Annotated in this window: 16 protein-coding genes; 6 read left to right on the top strand and 10 right to left on the bottom strand. The window is 64.1% G+C overall.

What is annotated here, in order from left to right; all coding sequences use genetic code 11:
• Positions 1–31: 31 nt before the first annotated feature.
• The 3 genes from A9Z05_RS07385 (at position 32) to A9Z05_RS07375 (ending at position 2,121) form a co-directional block, all read left to right on the top strand.
• The gene (locus tag A9Z05_RS07385; protein WP_256121884.1) at positions 32–301 is read left to right on the top strand and encodes a barstar family protein; all 270 of its coding nucleotides are present in this window, start codon (positions 32–34) and stop codon (positions 299–301) included.
• A 383-nt stretch (positions 302–684) separates the two neighbouring features.
• A complete protein-coding gene (locus A9Z05_RS07380) occupies positions 685–1,641 on the top strand; it encodes a hypothetical protein (RefSeq protein WP_084044159.1) in 957 nt (318 codons plus the stop codon).
• Between the two features lie 42 nt (positions 1,642–1,683).
• Positions 1,684–2,121, top strand: coding sequence for an N-acetyltransferase (locus A9Z05_RS07375; protein ID WP_069617522.1), 438 nt, complete (start codon positions 1,684–1,686; stop codon positions 2,119–2,121).
• Between the two features lie 25 nt (positions 2,122–2,146).
• Here the strand turns inward: A9Z05_RS07375 and A9Z05_RS07370 are convergent, their stop codons facing one another.
• The 3 genes from A9Z05_RS07370 to A9Z05_RS07360 all read right to left on the bottom strand — a co-directional run bounded on the left by A9Z05_RS07370 (position 2,147) and on the right by A9Z05_RS07360 (position 6,936).
• On the bottom strand, positions 2,147–2,977 hold the full coding sequence (locus tag A9Z05_RS07370) for a peptidyl-prolyl cis-trans isomerase (RefSeq protein WP_069617521.1): 831 nt from the start codon (positions 2,975–2,977) through the stop codon (positions 2,147–2,149).
• A gap of 274 nt (positions 2,978–3,251) precedes the next feature.
• On the bottom strand, positions 3,252–5,186 hold the full coding sequence (locus A9Z05_RS07365) for an SMP-30/gluconolactonase/LRE family protein (RefSeq protein ID WP_069617520.1): 1,935 nt from the start codon (positions 5,184–5,186) through the stop codon (positions 3,252–3,254).
• Between the two features lie 451 nt (positions 5,187–5,637).
• Positions 5,638–6,936, bottom strand: coding sequence for a dicarboxylate/amino acid:cation symporter (locus A9Z05_RS07360; RefSeq protein WP_069617519.1), 1,299 nt, complete (start codon positions 6,934–6,936; stop codon positions 5,638–5,640).
• A gap of 481 nt (positions 6,937–7,417) precedes the next feature.
• Between A9Z05_RS07360 and A9Z05_RS07355 the strand changes: the two genes are divergently transcribed.
• Both A9Z05_RS07355 and A9Z05_RS07350 read left to right on the top strand, forming a co-directional pair.
• Complete coding sequence (locus A9Z05_RS07355; RefSeq protein ID WP_069617518.1) at positions 7,418–8,572, top strand: glycosyltransferase; 1,155 nt, start codon at positions 7,418–7,420, stop codon at positions 8,570–8,572.
• Positions 8,573–8,675: 103 nt separating this feature from the next.
• Positions 8,676–9,410, top strand: coding sequence for a polysaccharide deacetylase family protein (locus A9Z05_RS07350; protein ID WP_069617517.1), 735 nt, complete (start codon positions 8,676–8,678; stop codon positions 9,408–9,410).
• Positions 9,411–9,597: 187 nt separating this feature from the next.
• Here A9Z05_RS07350 and A9Z05_RS07345 read toward each other — a convergent pair whose 3' ends face one another.
• Positions 9,598–11,679, bottom strand: a complete 2,082-nt coding sequence (locus A9Z05_RS07345) for a hypothetical protein (RefSeq protein ID WP_069617516.1) — start codon at positions 11,677–11,679, stop codon at positions 9,598–9,600.
• A 247-nt stretch (positions 11,680–11,926) separates the two neighbouring features.
• On the opposite strand from A9Z05_RS07345, the gene A9Z05_RS07340 reads away from it, so the two are divergent.
• Positions 11,927–13,045, top strand: coding sequence for a helix-turn-helix transcriptional regulator (locus A9Z05_RS07340; RefSeq protein WP_069617515.1), 1,119 nt, complete (start codon positions 11,927–11,929; stop codon positions 13,043–13,045).
• Positions 13,046–13,107: 62 nt separating this feature from the next.
• On the opposite strand, the gene A9Z05_RS07335 is transcribed toward A9Z05_RS07340, so the two are convergent.
• The 6 genes from A9Z05_RS07335 to A9Z05_RS07315 form a co-directional block, all read right to left on the bottom strand.
• Positions 13,108–14,340, bottom strand: coding sequence for a DUF3443 domain-containing protein (locus A9Z05_RS07335; protein ID WP_069617602.1), 1,233 nt, complete (start codon positions 14,338–14,340; stop codon positions 13,108–13,110).
• 17 nt (positions 14,341–14,357) lie between these two features.
• Entirely contained in the window at positions 14,358–14,798 is a 441-nt protein-coding gene (locus A9Z05_RS34275; protein WP_176730175.1) for a DUF2844 domain-containing protein, read from the bottom strand.
• A 340-nt stretch (positions 14,799–15,138) separates the two neighbouring features.
• A complete protein-coding gene (locus A9Z05_RS07330; protein ID WP_069617514.1) occupies positions 15,139–15,864 on the bottom strand; it encodes an OmpW family protein in 726 nt (241 codons plus the stop codon).
• A 213-nt stretch (positions 15,865–16,077) separates the two neighbouring features.
• On the bottom strand, positions 16,078–18,039 hold the full coding sequence (locus tag A9Z05_RS07325; RefSeq protein WP_069617513.1) for an acyl-CoA synthetase: 1,962 nt from the start codon (positions 18,037–18,039) through the stop codon (positions 16,078–16,080).
• Positions 18,036–18,992, bottom strand: a complete 957-nt coding sequence (locus A9Z05_RS07320; protein ID WP_069617512.1) for a fumarylacetoacetate hydrolase family protein — start codon at positions 18,990–18,992, stop codon at positions 18,036–18,038. The genes A9Z05_RS07325 and A9Z05_RS07320 overlap by 4 nt, the downstream gene beginning before the upstream one ends.
• Before the next feature lie 36 nt (positions 18,993–19,028).
• Positions 19,029–20,099, bottom strand: a complete 1,071-nt coding sequence (locus tag A9Z05_RS07315) for a VOC family protein (RefSeq protein ID WP_069617511.1) — start codon at positions 20,097–20,099, stop codon at positions 19,029–19,031.
• Between the last annotated feature and the right edge of the window lies 1 nt (position 20,100).

The raw sequence follows: 20,100 nt of genomic DNA, 5'->3' as shown, positions 1-20,100 counted from the left end.
GTCGGAGAACATGATGGCACGCGACACGCGGGTGGAAATCGAACTCGACGATATCGAATCGACCGAACAGTTGCACGTGCGGCTGATGAAGCAGTTGAGTTTCCCGGATTGGTATGGAAGAAACTGGGATGCGTTCCGGGACGCCATTACCGCGCTGGTCGATATGCCGCTCGTTCTTCGACTGAAAGGCTGGTCGGAATTCGAACGCCGCTTTCCCCGCGACGCGAAGCTGATGCGCGACTGCCTGCAGGACATGGCGCGGCAATATCCGGCCTTCGCATCCCGGGTCGAGTACGATTGATCGAACTCGCCGCGCGCCGCAAGATTCGGCCGCTCACGATGAACGTGCGTAACGGCACGTGATTGCTGCCCCGCCAGCAAGCGATCGGATGATTCACCGTGTTCGATCCGCGCGCACAGCGCTTCCAGCTGATTCTTGGTTGCAGCAATCTGGCATCGATTCGCATCCAGATCCCGCCACGCCCTCCTCCGCGCCATCGCCGGCCTCACCGCATGCCCGGGATCGGCAAAGTTCGTTGCTTGCCTGGCGCTATCGGGACATGTCGGAAAGCCGCCTTGCCCGGATGGCCAAAATCGCGCACAAACGGTCATTCGCGTTCAACATGAAGGACATCCGAAAGTCTTCGTTTCGGGTATCGTCCCCCTCTCCTGCCAGCACTCGACATGACCGAACGCAATGGAAACCGTACCGACCCGGCCGATATCGACCCCTTCGACGCCATGAGCCGATTTCGCATCACGTACGACGGACCCACGCTCGAATCGTCCGAGATGGACGTGCGCGAACTCGCGCCCGCGCTGCTCGCCTTCGGCGATTTGCTCGACGCGTCGACGCGCGCACTATGCGGCGATCGGGTCCGGCCGCAGGTCAACGTGCGCGGCAGCTTCAAGACCGGCAGCTTCGGCGTCGACTTCACGCTCGCGACGTCGCTGCTCGGCCGCATGCGCGACATGCTGAGCGGCAGCGAAGGCACGGCGCTCGCCAATGCGGTGACGATCCTGACCGCGCTCGGCATCGCCGCGCCCAGGGCGAGGAAGGGGCTTTTCGCCGTCCTCAAATGGCTGCGTGGGCGCGAGATCACGCACGTGCGGATGCAGGACCACACCGCGGTGCTGCACGTCGACGGCGACACACTCGAAATCGATCTGTCCGTGCTCACGCTGCTACGCGACGTCCGCGTTCGCCGCGCAACCGCGCAAGTGCTTGCGCCGCTCGCGCACGAAGGCATCGAGATTTTCGCGGCCGGCACCGATACCGAGGTGTATGAGACGGTCGCCCGCAACGAGATCGCATGGTTTCACGCGCCGGAGCCAACCGATGCGCTCCTGCTCGACGAGCATCGCAAGATGGCGTTCTCGATCGTGTCGCTCGCATTCACGGACGATAACAAGTGGCGCCTGTACGACGGCACGTCGACGATTCACGCGACGATCACCGATGCCGGCTTCCTGTCGCGCGTGAACAACAGCCAGATCAGTTTCAGCAAGGGTGACGTGCTGTTGTGCAATGTCCGTATGCAGCAGTGGCAAACTTCGGACGGAGCAAAAACCGAATACGAGGTCACCAATGTCCTCGAACATCGTCCGGCCGGCCTGCAGATTCCGTTGTCGGGCCTGTGATCCACGCCGTGGCCTCGCGCCCGACGCAACCGCTCACCACTCATGAAACCGGCGATCCATCTGCGCGCTGCGTCTCGGGAAGACCTCCCGTTCCTGTTGACGCTCCGTCGACTCACGATGACCGAGCACCTGCAGCGCGTCGGCGCGCCGATCGACGATGAAGCGCACGACCGGCGCATCCGCGCGAATTTCGACGATGCGATGATCGTCTGCGAAGGCGCCGCCCCCATCGGCCTGCTGAAGGTGACGCGCGACGCCGGCGAATGGCACGTCCATCAGATCCAGATCCTCCCCGCGCGCCAGGGCCACGGAATCGGCGAGGCCGTGCTGCACGCATTGCTGACCGACGCGGCACGCATGCACGTGCCGGTGTCGCTCAGCGTGCTGCACGGCAATCCGGCGCGGCGGCTCTACGAACGGCTCGGCTTCCGCGTCGCATCCGAGACCGACACCAGCGCGAACATGATCTGGCGCGCGTGACGCGCGGCGATTCGACGCCTTCGCGTTACTGCGTGATCTTCGCGTCCTTCAGCAGATTGCCGATCATCTGCGCACTCGCCTTCTCGGCCGCGATCGCCTGCAACTGCTGCTGAAGCGTCGGCTTCGCGGTTTCGAAACCCGGCACCTGCGTCGGCCGCTTCGCATCCAGCTTCACGATCACCCGCGCGCCATCGACCGGAATCGAGTCCTTCGTCGCCGCGCCGACCGGCAGTTTCTCCAGTGCCTGCGCGACCGGCAGCGGCAACCCGGCTGTCTTGCCCTCCGCCGCCGGCGTATTGAAGCTCACCCACGGCAGCTCGCCGCCGGTATCGCGGCTCGGCGCCAGGCTGTACTGGCGCGCCAGCCCGTCGAACGATTTGCCCGCCTTCAGCTCGCTCAGCACGGTCGCCGCTGCCACCGCATCCTTGACGACGATCACGCGCGGCTTGTATTCGTTCTTGCCGAGCGCCGCGACGAGTTCGTCGTAGCGCGCCTTGACCTGCTCGTCCGTCACCGGCTCCGGCTTCACGTTGTCGCGCAGGTACAGCTGAACCTCGGCCGTCACCTTCGCCTGCTGCATCGCCGCCTTGACCTCGGGCTTGTCCGCGTAGTTCGCCTTCTCGGCCGCCTGCTGAACCAGCACGCGCGTGATCAGTTGATTCTTGATCGCCTGGCGAATCTGCGGCGAATCGGGCTGCCCGGACGCGCGCAGCAGCGTATCGACGTCGGCCTGCGTGATCGGCGTGCCGTTGACGGTCGCGACGGTCGCGGCCGTCTGCGCGTAGGCGGGGCCGCTCAGTGCGCCGGCCAGCACGGCGATCGTCAACAGGCGGTTCAGTGTCGTTTTCATTTTCATCGTTGGGTCGCTTCGAGCATAAGAAACGCGGCAGGGGCAGCCGCGCCGGTTCATCGTGCACGCCCGCACACCGTCTGCGGGAGCCGCCGCCATTGTGCACGGAACCGCATTTCCACGTCGGGAGGTTCGGGAACGCGGCCCGACACGGCGCGGCACGCAGGGTGCGTGCGATTCATTGCACGCGCATTGCGCAACAATCCCGCGAAATGCGCACGATTGCTTTCACGACTTCGCGAGTACGGCCGCTGCCCGAAACGGCCGCACGTTCAAACCGTCAGGGCGTCCACCGGTACACGGTGATGCTGTTTCCCTTCACGTTGTTCTTCATCACCACGTACTCGCCGTTCGAGCGGCGATACGCGCGGATGCTGTACATCGCATCGATCGCGCTGCTGGTATCGACGGTCGCGGGGCTCGCGTTGACCAGCGTCGTGTCGAGATTGCCGGTGCTGAGGTTGAACGCGTCGACGTTCGGCCACAGCGGCCCGCTGCTGCTGAACCAGTAGCCGACGAACAGGTGGTTGCCCGCCGCATCGATCGATTTCGCGCCGCTGTGCGGCAGCGTGATCACCGGGTCCGGCTTCGTCGTGTTGCCCGCGCGCCAGCCGTGGTACACCTCGATGCGCGTGCCGATCGACGTCCAGTCGTTGCTGCCGACCGCGCCCTGCGCGAGCACCATCGTGTCGCTGTCCGCGAGATAGACGATGCGCGTCAGCGGCTGGATGCTGGCCGGAATGCGGGTCGCGACGCCGGGCCCCCACGACGGCTTGCCGTTCGCGTCGAAGCCGGTCAGCGGGTAATGCGTGATCGCGCCGGTCTTGTCGAGCCCGGCCCATACGCCGCCCTGGCTGTCGACGCTGAAGCCGCCGGTCACGCGCTGCGTCGTGTTGAACGCGGGGCCGGGAATCGAGCCGTCCGGAATCGCGATGTAGCCGTTCGCCGCGTTGAAGTGATAGAAGTAGAAGACGGGCGGATTCTGGCCGGCCGCGACGAGGATCCGGTTCGCGCCGACCGACGTGAGCAGCCCGAAGTGCTCGTCGCGCTGCGTGTCGCTCATGTCGATGCGCGGGTCCGACGGATACGTGAACGGATCGACGGTGTTCGCGACGAACTTGCCGCCCGCGCTGCCGCTGTAGATGTGCGTACCGCCGTAGAACAGCGCGCCGTCCGTGACCGGATCCGGCGCGGCAATGCCTTCGAAGTTCAGCGACTGCAGCGTCCAGCGCAGGTTGCCGCTGCTGCCGTACGCATGAATGTCGGTCGCGCCGTTGCGCCCGAGATCCCAGCTGCCGCCCCACGGGTTGTTGAGCACGTAGAGGTTGCCGCCGGTGTCCTTGCCGATCCCGACGATTCGCGTGAAGCGTTGCGCGCCGACCTGCCCCTTGATGCCCGTCGTCGTGTCGAGATAGCCGCCGCGCACGCCGAACGTGCCGGCCAGCGCGGGCCGGCCCGAGATCGAATAGCGCTTGATGTTCTGGTCGGGGCCTTCGTCGCCCACCAGCAGTTGCCCGGCCGCCGCATCGACATACAGCGCCGACGGCTGCGAACCGGTCGGCATCCGGATTGTGTTCAGCAACGCGCCGGCGGGGCTGAAGGCGACGATCGAGCCGGCACGCTTCTGCGCGACCCACACGTTGCCCGCGCCGTCCACCGCGAGCGCGCCCGGCGCCGACACGGCGATGTCCCGCTGCCACACGCCATCGGTCGTGAACACGCGCACGCGATTGCCGTAGAAGTCGCTTGCATAGAGCAGCGAGCCGGCCGTCGCGAGCCCGGTGACGACGTCGATGCGCGGCTGGTTGGTCGCCGCGCTGATCTGGATCACGAGGTCGCGATACTTGGTCGCGCGGTTGTAGCGCCCCACCGCACCGCTGCCGTACGTCTTGCCCGGCTGCAGCGCGACGAACAGCGACGTTGCATTGCCGGTGATCGCGCTGCCCTGGAATTCCGAATGCGCGCCGATCGAGCCGATGCTCTTGCCGTTCTGGTAGATCGCGACGCCGCCTTCATCCTCGTCCCACATCGACGCCGTGTAGATCACGCCTTCGGGCGCAACCCACATCGCGCGCGCGACGTTGCCGACGTGCGCCGCGAGCGTGCCGTACGTGTTCGCGATCCAGTCGGTGGTGTTGGCTGCGTGCGCGGCCGGCGCGAGCGCGGCGATCGCCGCGGCGACGACCGCAGCCTGGATGCGTTTTCTGGCGACCATGACGGATGCTCTCCTGAATCGGGTAATCGTTCACACGAGGGATCGGCCGGCCAGATGGCTTGAAGTCCGCGAGATGTAAATTCTTCCCCGAATCATCCGGTGCGGTCGGTATGACATACGGCATGCATTCGATCATGCGCAGGGCGAGAATAGCGTTATATAAATCGAAAAAAATTGCGAATCGCCCGCGCTTGCGACGCGCTCACCGTGCGTCAGTGAACGGTCACTTACGCGGCGAATCGGGAATCGGGAGCATCAGGCACTCGCCTGCCGGAATATCGCCGCCCATTCGACGTCGATCAATTGAAACGGCGAATGCCATTTCGGAAGTATCGGAAAAGCTACTGCGCCCGACGCAAATCGCCGGCCTGATCCGTATCGCGTCCAGGTCGGCGAATATCATTTGCCGCGGGTCGGGCAACGCGGCGTTGCACCGCCGCATTGTCACACATCATGCCGACGTTTCGCGCACCTTCACCTCGGCCACGCGCGCGCCGTCCGAATCGTCGTCGTCGCGCGGCGCGCCGAGCTGCCCTTCCCACTTCGCGACCACGGCCGCCGCGATCGAATTGCCGACGGCGTTGGTGGCCGAGCGCCCCATGTCGAGGAACATGTCGACGCCCATGATCAGCAGCAACCCGGCTTCAGGCAGATTGAACTGGTTGAGCGTCGCCGCGATCACGACCAGCGATGCGCGCGGCACGCCGGCCATCCCCTTCGACGTCACCATCAGCATCAGCAGCATCGTGATCTGCGTGCCGAGCGGCAGATGGATCCCGTACACCTGCGCGATGAACAGCACCGCGAACGTGCAGTACATCATCGAGCCGTCGAGGTTGAACGAATAGCCGATCGGCAGCACGAAGCTCGAGATCTTGCGGTTCACGCCGAAGCGGTCGAGCGCGTCCAGCAGCTTCGGATACGCGGCCTCGGAGCTCGCCGTCGCGAACGACAGCAGGAAGGGCTCGCGGATCAGCCGAAGCAGCGTGAACGCGCGCTTGCCGAGGAACGTCACGCCGGCGAGCGTCAGCACGGCCCACAGCAGCGCGAGTGCGAGATAGAAGCTCGCCATGAACTTCGCGAACGTGAGCAGGATGCCGAGCCCTTCGGTCGTGATCGTCGACGCGAGCGCCGCGAACACCGCGACCGGCGCGAACCACATCACCGCGCCCGTCACCTTCAGCATCACCTGCGCGAGATCGTCGATCACGCCGGTCAGGCGCTTGCCCGCTTCGCCGAGCGCGGACAGCGCGGTGCCGAAGAAAATCGAGAACACGACGATCTGCAGGATCTCGTTGTTCGCCATCGCCTCGGCGATCGACTTCGGCACCAGGTGCACGACGAAATCCTTCAGCGTGAACGCGCCCGTCTTCAGGTTCAGCGCCGCATCGGACGGCGGCAGCGGCAGGCTCAGGTGGCTGCCCGGCTGCAGGATCGTCGCGGCCAGCAGACCGAGCAGCAGCGACGTGAACGACGCGATGAAGAACCAGCCGAACGCCTTGACGCCCACGCGGCCCACCGCGCCGCCGTCGCCCATCTGCGCGATGCCGACGGTCAGCGTCGCGAACACCAGCGGCGCGATGATCATCTTGATCAAGCGCAGGAACACGTCGGACAGCAGCGACACGTAGCCGGCGACTTCCTTCGCCATCTTCGGGTCGGGAAACGCGCTATGGCAGGCGTAACCCACGGCGATACCAAGAATCATCGCGACAACGATGTACCCGGTAATGTTGTGTTTCTTCTTCATTAGTCGTCCAAATTACAAAGCGTATGTTGCTAACGGCGGGCCGATCATTCGCGTCCGGCGGCGAATCGAAACCTGTGTCGCCATCCGGGCGATCCGTCTGCTGCGGGCGGTCTCCGGCGGTCACCCGGGCGGACAGGGGGGGCATTCTAACGCAAATGGCGCACCAGCTTTCAATTCTGAAAGCGGCGCGGGTTGATTTGCGTCCTGATGTCGTCGGGAAAGGACGTGTCGGCGCGCACGACGCGACACGATGCAGCGATCGCGACACATTCTCACAAAGATGCGCAGACATCGACACTACGGCACGTAACCGATCTGTAATATTTGGAAATGATTCGCGTTGACGCCGGCGCTTGACGCCAACACGCAATCTCGAGCCGGAAACGCGGCACCGCGTTCACGTCATTGCTTCCATCAGGTCGAGTCATTCATTTCATCAGCAATCCTTTGAAATGAATGACCGGGAAAAAGCCGCATCGTGATGAACATTCTGTACACCAACTTCCACGGCGATTACGGCGGCGGCCAGGACACCTACGTCCGCGATCTCGCGGTCGCGATGAGCCGCCATCACCGCGTGACCGTGGCGTCGCCGGCAGGCAGCCGCCTGTCGCGGCTCCTGCGGGACAGTCCCGACGTGGCGATCTTCGACATGGAATTCAAGCCGCGCTGGAACCGGCTGTGCCGGGAGATTCTGCGGCTGCGCCGGCGGATCGCCGCCGAGCGCTTCGACGTGATCCACGTGAACGGGTCCGCCGATCACCGGCAGGTGATGCTCGCGCTGCTCGGCTGCCGGTATCGACCCGCGGTCGTGCTGACCAAGCACAACACCTATCGCGCCGACAGCTTCGGCAATCTGCTGCGCGCGCGGCTCGCCACCGACCACACGATCGCGGTCAGCGACTACGTCGCAAGCATGCTCGCGCTGCGCTCGCCGTACGGAAACGTCACCGTGGTCAAGCACGGCGTGCGCCGGCCGGCTGCCGAACGACTGGCGGCCGACGAGATCCGCCGCCGCAAGATCGCGCTGTTCGGGGCGGCCGGCGCGGACGCGATCGTGCTGGGCAGCAGCGCCGGCACCGCGCCCGAAAAAGGCTGGATGGACCTGATCGCGGCGCTCGGCCGCCTGCCCGAAGCCGAGCGCGAGCGGTTTCGCGTGCTGCTGGTCGGCGCGGAGCCGTCCCGCGAGCAGCGCGAGCAGCTCGCGCGGCACGGCATGGCGTCGCGCACCGCGTTCACCGGGCGGCTCGACGATGTGCGGGCGCCGTTCTCGATCATCGACGTGTCGTTCGTGCTGTCGTACCACGAGAGCCTGTCGTATGCGTGCCGCGAAGCGATGTCGCTCGGCTGCCCCGCGATCGTGACGCGCGTGGGCGGGCTGCCCGAAAACGTCGAACCGGGCGTGGACGGCTGGGTCGTCCCGCCGCGCGAGCCCGCGGCGATCGAAGCGATCCTGCGCGCGATCGTGCAGGCGCCCGGTTGCATCCGGGCGATGGGGCGCAGCGCGCGGCTGAAAGGCCGCCGCGAATTCTCGTTCGACGCGTTCATCGACGCGACCTTGTCCGTCTATCAGAAATCGGTTCGACACAACCCGTCGCGCTGGGTGACCTCGTTGAGAAACACGAAATGGCAATGAATATCTGGAAGAAATACTGGGACCTGCGCACGCAGGAGTGCGACTTCAAGACCCTGCGGATTTTCCGCAAGGCCGCGTAATCCCGCTTTCCTGCGATCCGCCCATGCTTGCGCGCATCTCCCGCTATCCGATCCTGATGTATCACCAGATCCGCCCGCTGCCGCCGCCGACCGACCGGCTGCGCGGCCTGAGCGTCGCGCCCGACGCGTTCCGCCGCCAGATGATGCTGTTCAGGCGGCTCGGCTATCGCGGCCTGAGCGTGCGCGAACTGCAGCCGTACCTGCGCGGGGAGCGGCAGGGCAAGGTCTTCGGCATTTCGTTCGACGACGGCTTTCTCAACGTGCTCACGCACGCGATGCCCGTGCTCGACACGCTCGGATTCACCGCGACGTGCTACTTCGTCGCCGGCCGGTTCGGGGGCGCGAACGACTGGGACGCGGGCGCGCCGACCGCGCGCTCGCCGCTGATGACGTGCGAGGACATGCTCGCGTGGCGCGATCACGGTCATGAAATCGGCTCGCATACGCTCGATCACGTCGCGCTGTCGTATGTGCCGTCGACTGTCTCGAACTTTCAGCTGACCGAATCGAAGCGGAAACTCGAAAAGCTGAGCGGTCAATGCGTCGAATCGTTCTGCTACCCGTACGGTGATCTGGATGCGCGCGTGCGCGATCAGGTCATCGCTGCCGGTTACGGCAATGCGACGACGACCCGGCGCGGATGTGCCGGTGCGAACGACGATCCGTTTCTGTTGCCGCGAATTCCGGTCGCGGGCGGCGTCGGAGCCGTGAGGCTGGGGTTCAAGTGTCTGAAGGCACGGGCGGCGGCGGGCTGGTAGCGCGCATTGTCGCCGGTGCATGCGCCGGAGCACGGCACATCCGCCGACATCTCGATACCCGTCCATGCCGTGCATGAGCACGAACGGGCCCCGCGGTCGCGCCAGGCCGGCGAGCGGGAACGCGCCGACGGGTCGCGCATCGTCCCGCCGGCCACGTGTTCGCCGCACGCCTCGGTCCGACCGACCGTTACCGGTCGTACTCGAAGGACTCGGTGAAGACCGTGTCGATCGAATCGGACCAGTTCAGGCTCACGAACGAGAAGTCCGTGCTGCCGCCCCAGCCGGCCACCGACGGGAACGCGACGCCCTGATCGCCCGGCACGTTGAGCGTCACCGCAGCACCCGGCTGAACCGCCGGCGCCGATGCAATCCCGTTGACGAACGTCGCCACTGTCTGCCCGGTCGCGGTTGCGCGGATCTGCACGTTGCCGCGCTTGACGAACGGCAGCCCCGCTTTCGACGTCCAGCCCAGCGGGAAAGTCGCGCCGCCCGCGAACGTGGCGGCGGAGCCCGGCGTCAGCTTGTCGCGCGTGGACTGTGCGAGGTCGTGCCACGCGTACTGACGCAGCGCGTCGGGCGACGGCGACGGCGTACGCAAGCGCACCGTGTAGTGCCTGGCCGGCGTCGACGTGTTGCCGTTCTGGTAGACATCGATCGTATAGGCGCTGAACGGCTTGATGTCGGCCAGCTCGGCGGCGCTCAGTTGCGGCTTCGCCCACGCGGTATTGTTGCGCGGCGCGTCGCCGGGCCACGTGAACAGGCCCTGGTTCGCCGGATCCTGCGCGACGCCGGCCAGGCGGAAGTTGTTGCGGCACTGCGCAGTCTTCGTCAGTACGGCCAGCTGCGCCGGCGTCTGCCCGCTGGCGATCTGCGCACGGATGTTCAGCGTGTCGCAGGTGCCGCTCGACGGCTGGAGAAACACGCCGTTGCGCAAGCCGGGGCCGTTGACGATCGCGAAGTCCACCGCCGTGCCGGCCGCGTCGACGGCGCCCACCTGCAGGTTGAGCGAATCGACGAACGCGTTGGTCCCCGTCGACGGATTGGCCGGGTTCAACCAGTCCCACTTCTGCGCGTTCGCGTTGACCTTGCTCAATACCGCGCGCTGGTTGCCGATCACGCGCCAGCCGGTATCGCCATTCGCGAGACTGCCCGGCCTCACCGCGAGCTGCACATGTTGCTGCATGCCGTCGCGAATGCCGTCGCTGCGTGTCCACGCGAGCTTGATCCACATCGTGTCGCCGGCGACGACGCGGATGACTTCCGGCAGGCTGAAGCTGGCGTTGTTCATCGCATCGTCGGCCACGATGCCCGGCGCGCCGCCGGCCGGCGCACCGAACTCCTGGTCGACCGACATCCCGTTGTTCAGATACGCGGCGGGCACGCCAGCATTGAGCGCGCCGGACGCGACATCGTCGACGAAGATCTGGCCGCACGCCGATACGCTGCCGCCCGTGCGCGCAGCGCCGGTCGACCCGGCGAAACACTGGTTGAGCGCGCGCTGCAATGCCGCCAGATCGCTGGCGCTCGGCAGGTTCGACACCACCGCGCCATTGATCGTCGCGGCAGCCGGCAGGCTGGCCTTGTCACTCGCCTGCGGCGCGACGCCGGGCGCGAGCTGAAGCTGCACCGGCGTATCGCTGGACGCGCCCGCCACCGAGCTGATCTGGACACCGCCATCCGGCAGCACGTTGATCTTCAGCTGGTCGAGCAACCGGTCGAGCCCCGGCGCACCCGCGGTCAACGGGCCGGAAATCAGGTCGACGCCCGTATTGCCGGTGGCGGTCAGCAGGTCGGCCAACGCCGTCGAATAAGCCTGCACCGTGCCGGCAACGGCCTGGGCCGTGACCTTGCTTTGCAGCAAACCGGTGTCGGCCAGCAGCTTCGTCGGGTCGCCGCCGACGATCGTGGCGGCGATCGCGTTCGTGATCGGCGTGATGTTGATCGTCTGCGTGCCCGCCGTGGCGCTGAGCGCGATCAGCGTGGCCTGCGAATCGGCGACGTTGCCGTATGCGGACAACGCAAAAGGCGCGGTCAAGCCGGTCACCGCGCAATGAAACGCGCCGGTTGACGCATCGGCCGGGCAGTCGACCGTCTTGCCGGTCGCATCGACCAGCTTCACGGTGGCGGCCTGCATCGCCGCGCCGGCCGCGGCGACGCCGCTGACTGTCTGAGCCGCCGGCTGCGCGGGCGGTGGCGAAGAACTGTCGCTACCACCGCAAGCCGACAGGACGAGCGCTGCAATACCGGATACGACAGGCGTGAGTTTCATTGCATTTCCCCCGACATCCTTCTGGTTGATGCGTGTCATATGCACCGCTCATGCACGCTGGATGGCGAGGATTCTCGCAAAGCCGATTTTGACGATCATCATTCACGTGGATGAAAATCGGGAAATAACATCGCATGAAACACAAACAACCTGTGTTAGCCTGAAAACAAATCCTGAAAATTCGGTATTCGAAGCAATATCGTCAGACAAAAACCGCATACGAAGATCGCGAAGCGACGGGGGAAGCATGCAACGGGACCAACTCATCGGGGACCTCTATGAGGCCGCGCTGCAGCCGGACGGTTTTCTCGAAGTTTTTCATCGGGTATCCGAATCGCTCGGCGCAAACGTTTTTCACATGTTCAGTTGGGACGCCGCGCGCAATGCCCCGCAATTCTCGATCTATTCGCCGCGCGCGGAATTCGACGAGATCATCGCCCTCTACGACCAGTATTACGGCGCGCTCGATCCACGCCGCGGCTTCGTCGAGAATGCGCCGCTCGGCGAATTCGTTTGCTGTCAGGATCACCTCACCGACCGCGACGTCGAACGCAGCGAGTTCTTCCAGGACTTTCAGATTCCGTCCGGATTTCGCTACCTGATGGGGATTCGCTTCGCGCGCCCCGGCAGCGACAACATTCTGCTCGGGCTACTGCGAGCGCACGGCCGCACGCCGTATTCGCCGGAGGAACGCGCGACGCTGACCGGTATGGCCAGGCATCTGCAACGCTCGATCAACCTGTGGCGAGACGCGCGCGTGCTGCATCGCGACGCCACGCTCGGCGCCGAACTGATGGAGGAGCTGGGCCTCTCCGTCTTTGCGCTGGACAGGCACGCGCATGTCGTCTTCGTCAACCGGGCGGCAGAGTCGATGCTGCGCGCCACCACCTGTCTCAAGCTCGAGAACGGATACCTGAGCGCGACGAGCGCGCCGCAGAACGATGCACTCAAGGCGGCGTTGGCGCGTGTCGCGAAGACCCGCAAGAGCGAGAGCCTTGCACTTTCGGGCACGCTGGTGGCCGCGCATGAAGTCTTTCTCAGCATCGCGGCGCTGTCCGGACAGGCGCTCCATGCGACGTTCGGCGATGCGACGATGCTGGTCACGGTCAGGCGACGCGGCGCGGCCCCGCTCGTCGTCGCGCAACAGTTGCGGCAGTCGTTCGGTTTGTCGAGCGCCGAAGCCGCGGTGGCCGAGGCGCTGATCAACGGCAAGACGCCTGATGAATGTGCGGCCGGCGCGGGTGTGTCGCTGGCGACGGTGCGTACTCAATTGCGGGCGATCTATGAAAAGACCCATTCGCGGAATCAGGCCGAGGCGGTCGGACGGATGCTTTGGGTGCTGCCGCAGCATAAGTGCAAGGATTGAGGTGGCGAAGGGGCGAGTGGTCGTATTTTTGTTCGTGATCAGTGGCGGCCCCTCTCAACGCATCAGTATGCGACGTAAGGCGCAGACCCGCCTTCCGCCGAACGATCCAGGCCAAAATAGATTGTCCGACCGTAAAAGTAGGGCAAGCCGAGATCGAGCCAGGAGGACGATCCGAAGTGACCAGCGACGTCATTGAATGCATATGTCGAACTTAAGAACAACGTATCTGCATTTGCGACGGAGATGGAAACCATGCTCGCCGTGCCATCGAGACCAACCAGAGTCGCGGCATAAGTGGTCGTCGTCGACGGGCAATAGAATTGCGTGTTCCTGGTACACGTGATCTGCGACGAGTCATCGAAGAAATTCGCATTGGATCCCGTATCAAAGAACGCGGTGACCTTTCTGGAAAGAAACGCTCCCGGCACATCACCCGTCGTCGTCGACATCAGCTTCGTGGTGGCACGAAATGCATTGTTGCTTCGAGTGCCGATGCCAAAAATCAACGAGCCCGTCGCGCTTTCCTGACCGTCTGCCGAAATCTGCGGCATTTGTACGATCACGCCATTGTTGTCTGCGGCAAACTGACTGACGGGGTTGCTGACCTGTTGCGATAGCGGCACGGTGACTTGTGCGCAACTCGCGTTTCCGTCCATGCACGCGTAGTAGTTGCTCAACGACGCGACCTTCACACAGGTTGCGCCGCAATCATAGGGCGCCGGACCAATTCCAAGAATGCCGTTCGCACCAAGGTCGGTGGCCGAGTTCACAGCCTTGTTCCCGTTCGTACAGGAACTTGGCACGTTGTCCGTTCCGAGATCGCCGATGATCTGCACCGGCAAGGAACTCGCACGTTCATCGCCAATCGACAGGTCAATCGTCCGAACCGTGCCCCACGTATAACTCGACACGAACATGCCGCATTCGGAAAGCGTCGATCCGTCGCTTGTGATCGTTTTAGGCAGGCTGTCGATGACGCCTGGAATTGCATCGCGTACGATCCGCAAGCCATACGATGCCGTGTCGACGAGCACATTGGACACCACCTGGCAGCGTGACGTTCCAGGCGCACAAATCTTGATGTTGACGGTCGGAATGTTGACGATGCGTGCAACGCCTCGCGCGACCGTAACGATTGCGGTATTTCCGGTGTTGCCGTCCGACGCACCCGAACTACTGACGCCCGTTTCGCCGGAACCTGAATCGCCGCCGCCGCACGCAACGAGGAAGGCTGTCGAGACGGTCATCAAGCTGAATAGGCTCGACCACCGCACGACAGTACGAAAAATGCTCATGATCATTCTCATCGGGGTTACAGGATATCGTTGCCGGTCAGGCCGGATGGAAGCGCAGGCGGCAACCAGGCTTGCCCGGAAAATGCCCCCATGTGCCCTCCTGTTTTAATCACGACATTGCTCGTCGATACAGATACCGGCGTACGCCAGCCACGAAGCGCATGCGCGGCTTCCACGCCTGCGCTGTAATCGCGAAGATAACCGCCGAACACCGACGCGAGATCGGGAACCGTCGGCCCTTGCCACGCTATGCCGAAGACGATTCCGTCGCCCGTTGTGTATTCGCGAATCACGGTTCCCGATGCGAGCGTAGATTCACGGATGATGTAAGCGGCCGGGTTCGCCGTCAGGCCATCGGCCGCTCGATTCGCAGGCCGTATCACGCGCACTTTCGCGGCATGATCGGCGGCGGACAACGACATCGGTGCGCCACCCAATTCGGCATGCGCACATGGCATCGCCAATCCCGCGATGAGTGCAATGGCGTAAGCACAGCTAATCGACTTCACATTTCCCTCCCGGGGGTAACACCAGTGCAAGAGGTTCGAGACGCCTCTGCTGCAAGTGGGCTCCATTGGAATCAAGCAACCCTCGACGCCGAGACCGGTTATCACGAGCCCTCACGAAGGCCGGCCGCGGCATCGTGTGACATTAAACTCAATACTGATATTTTCGTCACTTATATTGATCGAGCGTGTTCTCGAATATTTCTTAACGTCGATGTCACATTCGTCGTCCGTACGACCGCACACGGGCGCGGATTGAAACACGCAAGTGCCATATCCACGTCAATGCGGCTCAGAAGCGGTATCCGACCGAAAGGAACGTCACGATCGGATTGACCCGGAATTTGCTGGTGCTCGTGACCGTGCCGACGGAGGACCGCGTAGTCAGCGTGGCGCGCGTCGATACCCACGAATACGCCACCGACGCGTTGATCGACCAGCGAGAATCGATGTTGTAGGTCAGGCCGCCGTTGACGACTGGCGCGAAGGATTTGCTGAGTGACACGGATGTCGGCCCCTCGAGCGCTGTTCCGACGGTCGGCGAGAAATAGATCTGGCCAGTGGAAACGGGGTTGCTGAGCTTGACGTTGCTGAACCACGTGTAGGTGACGCCGGCGCCCAGATACGGCCTGAACCGCGCATTCGGTTGGCCGAAGTAGTAGTTGAAGATGATCGCCGGACTCCAGGCCCGCGCGGTCCCCAGCTCGCCGAAGCCGCTGAGCGTACCTGCGCCGTTCAAGTGCCATGTCGGCGGAAAACCCATGACCGTCGTCGCCGCGATATGGTCGGTCACGAAGTACGTTGCGGTCAGTCCGAACGTATCGCCGCTTGCGATCTCGCCACCGCTGCCGGTCATCACTTGAGACCGACCGAGCGCATTGACGGTCAGCGGATCCGCCGACCCTTGCGGGGCAAAGTGGGACCAGCCGGCATTGACTACCCACTGGCCGGCTGATTGCGCATGCGCGCCGGAGATGGCCGCGAGCAGTACGACGGTTCCTGCGCTGACTCGTTTCATGAATGTCTCCCTATTTTGGTGTTGGTGTTCAAGAATCGTGAAACCTGCCTTCATCCCCGAGCACCAGACGTGACTCGCGGGCTGTTCCTGCGCTGATGAAGCGCGACGCCAAAGGCATCGGATGCTTCGCCGTTAATCCAAGCCCCCTCTCCACAACTTCGCATTCCGAAGTTATTTACTTGCTTCAACGTCAAACGTTCCGATAATCGACGATCAGTGATGTTCGGGTTCGACCGAAGTTGAAAAGGCAAACGGGAAGCGGCCCATCACCGTATTGGTGTTTGCCAGCTGCGCACGGTCGCTCAGCGCCACGTGCAAGGCGAGTCCGCGCGACGGGTCGTCCACCATGCTGACTCGAGCGCCCTCGACGCCGGCATCCTCGAGCGCGGAGATCAGCGCGTCGAGCGTCTCCCGTCGTTTGAGTTCGGGCTTGAAGATCTTGCCGACCGCCGTGAGCGGCATCGCATCGACGATATGAATCCGCTTCGGTATAGCGGCACGCTCGCCGATCGAGCCGCGTATGAATGTGTCGAGTTCCGCCTCGGTTGCTGTCGCGCCGGCTTTCAACTGCACGTAGGCAACTGGCAGCTCGCCTGCATGCACGTCGGGACGTCCGATTGCCGCCGCAATTTGCACTGCCGGGTGGCGGTGCAGCGGTTCTTCGATCGTCGCCGGGTCGATGTTGTGACCGCCCCGGATGATGAGTTCCTTGCGGCGGCCCGTGAGCCAGAAGTAGCCCTGCGCATCGCGTCGCGCGAGGTCCCCTGTGTTGAGCCACTGCCGGCCGTCGCCGAGATCGAGCCACAGGCTCTTGTTCTGGTCTTCCTGAAGATAACCCGCGAAAACGTTCGGCCCCGAAATCGTCAGCACACCGACTTCGTCCTCGACGCAATCGCGCACGTAGCGGCCGGCGTCGTCGAGTATCACCGCCTTCATCATTTGGCCGGGGATGCGCAAACCGATCGAACCGAGACGCCGTTCGCCGCCCGGGGGATTGACGCTGCTTACGCATGCACCCTCGGTGAGCCCGTAACCTTCGAGGATCCGCACCCCGGTGCGATCCTGGAACGTGCGGAATACTTCCACGGGCATCGGCGCGGCACCGCAAAGCCCGTACTCGAGCGAGTCGATATTCCGGCCGTCGACGGGCACGTCGAGCAACGCCGAATACAAGGTCGGCACCGCGCTGAAAAAATTGATCCTGTGCTCTTCGACGATTTCCCAGAATCGTTTGACGACTCCGTCGCCCCGATAGCCCTGTGGCGTACCCAGCACCACATGTGCGCCGCGCGAGAACGGCACCAGGCCCGTTGCCAGCACGGCATTGACATGGAACAGCGGCAGTCCGCAGAAAACGGTCTTCCCCGGGCCCATCCCGGCACCGACGACCTGCCCGACGCTCCAGGCATTGGCTACCTCGTTGCCGTGCCGGCGAATCGCGATTTTCGGCAATCCCGTCGTGCCACCCGTGCAGAAGTAGGACGATATGTCGTCGGCTTCGATACGCCGGCGGATCAGCAGCGAATCACCGGATTCACGCGACATCGCACAGTCGAAATCGTGGATCGCGACGTGGCGCGGAACGGCGCCGCGCACGCCCGCGCGCCCGTGCAGCCGTTTGCATTCGCGACGCTGCATCATGCGTGCCGCGATTCGGCGCCACCCCTGCACGCGCTCGGCCAGGTCGATCAGGACGAGGCTTTGCAGCGACGGCACCTGGCTCAGGATCGGTTGGATCTTCGACCAGATATCCGTTCCCGGAAAGGGCGCCAGCGTCACCAGCACTTTTGCGTTCGCGGCCTTGAGCAGCGACGCGATTGCCGGCCCCTCCAGCAACGGATTGATCGCGCATACGATCCCGGCCGCTTCGCCTCCCCAGATGACGAAATGCGTCTGCGGCAAGTTCGGCAGCACGTAGGCGACCACCGAGCGGCGATCGATGCCGAGGCGCGAAAACATGTTCGCGGTCCGGGTGATATCCCGCAGAAGCTCCGCATACGTCCAGCGCAATGGCTTGCGATGATCGTCGGTACGCAGGAAAAATGACAAGGCTGGCGCGGTCGGGTCGATCGCCGCACCACGGCCGATCATTTCGTAGGTGCTGGCCGGGAGGTCGGCGGGCGGCCCCTGATTTTCGATCCGAAGCACGTCCTCTTCGGTTGCGATGGCGTTCATGCGAGCTCGTCCACGATTCGGTTGCGCTGCACACCGAGGTCGATCGCCCCGTCCCTGCTCCGGATGCGCGACTCGACCAGATCCCCGGCCTTCAGGTACTGCGGGCGCGCGGCCTGAACCTTCGTGAACATCCGCCACTTCATGTGCTCGGGCAGTAACGCGGCAATCCGTTGCTTCGCCGGCGACGGAATGCTGAGCGCACATCCGGACGGCGTGCCCGTTGCCAGCAAGTCGCCGGCGTTCAGGTCCTGAACGCCCGAAAGCTCCGTGAGCGTTTCGGCCGGACCGTACACGAGGTTCCCGGTCGAATCGCTCTGCCGCACTTCCCCGTTCACGGTCAGTGTCAGGGTCAGCGCGCGCAGCCGCGCGATATCGCTTGTCTCCAGCAGGCACAGATACGGCCCCACCGGTCCGAACGTTCGATAGCTTTTCCCCTTGTAAAACTGCATCTGGGGGATCTGGATATCGCGTGCGGAATAGTCGTTGACGATCACGAGGCCGGCCACGTACTCGTGCAGGTTCTTGTCCGTGATGGCTTGCCGGGACGTGATATCGCGGCGAAGCACGAGCCCCAGTTCGATCTCGTAGTCCAGGAACCGCACATGTTGCGGCCGGATGACGTCGGAATCGGCGGCGACGATGCAGCTGGTCGCCTTCGTGAAGATCATGTTGAACGACTTCGCGTCCGGATTCATGCCGGACTCGATCATGTGCTGGCGATAGTTGGCGCCCTGGCAAACGAACCGTTGATTGCGCGTGACCGGCGACAGCCACTCGACGTCCGACTCGGGAATCGTTTCTCCGCCGAGCGAGGCGAGTTCATCGATCCGATGTGCTCGCACGAATTCGCCGGTCGTCGGGTAGTCGCCCGGTATCGGTGTGATCCGGTGATTGCTCACCACGCCCCATTGGGCGCGCCCCTGATGCCGATAGTGCAAGACGTGCAATGCCATGAAGATGCCTCGAACAGGTCTGAGTGAAGATGAAGGTCACGCAAACAGTTTCGCGAGCGTGCGCAGCTTCGCGAACGTGACGTCCGGACTGCTCCGGAGGTTTCGGATCAGCGATGCGATGCTCGCGGCGGTGATCTTCGGTTTGGTGAAGCTGCGCGGCATCCGCGGGCCCCACTGCGACATCGCTTCACGGCTGACTTCGTGGATGCCCGTCGCCACGTCCGCGGTAAACATGTCCCCATCGCAATAGTGTTCGTGCTTGTCGCCCCAAGGGTCCTGCCAATAGTCGAAGACCTGGCTGCCGAGAATGTGCCGCCCCATCCCCCACGCGTGCGTCCATCCTTTTTCGCTCAGCACACGCTGCCCGACGCCTACCGCGTCCGCGTCGACCAGCTCGAATGCCGAGTGGCTGTAGAGCGCTGCGAACCCCTGCGCCAACGCCAGGGTATGGTGATCCGTGGGCGTCGCTCCGCGATCGAGTCGCAGGAACGCGACGGCGGGCGATCCATCCGGCAGCACCTGAACGTCGCTCGGGATGAAGCCGAAGTGAGACGTGTACCACGCGCAGGTCGCCTGGAAATCGGCGAGTTCGAGCACGACATGACCAAGGCGAATCACTTCCGGCGCCTCCAGCGGCGGACGCTGGGTATCGTTCACGCGAACGACGGAATCGGGCGAGTTGAACGGTAACGCCGTCCGGTGCGGCAGGGCGCCGGCCCGCGCTTGTCCCGCGACTGCGTCGACACGAAAACCCGACGGATCGACGAGCGTGACGCGATGCCCGCCGCCGGGCCACGGCGACGGCTCCACGTTCGACGCGCCCGGCACGTCGGCAAGCTTGCGCAGTGCGTCGATATCGTCAACTTCGAGCCCGAAGCCGACGAAGCGGCTTTTTTCCGCCCGCCGGACGACGTAGCAGAACGGTGTGGCGGCCGTGCCTCGGAGGAACAGATGTTCGCCGTCACGGGATACCGTCCGCAGGCCGAAATCGTTGAGAAATCGTTCGGCCCGTTCGAGATCGGGACGCTCGAACATCAAATAGGAAAGCGCCCGAGCCTTCGTCGTCGGCCGGGAATTCCGCGCGGGTTGTGCAGTAGTGAGCTTCATG

This window comes from Burkholderia sp. A2 (assembly GCF_001729305.1).
GTDB classification, from domain to species: Bacteria; Pseudomonadota; Gammaproteobacteria; order Burkholderiales; family Burkholderiaceae; genus Burkholderia; species Burkholderia sola.
This window is presented reverse-complemented; position numbering and strand designations above follow the sequence as displayed.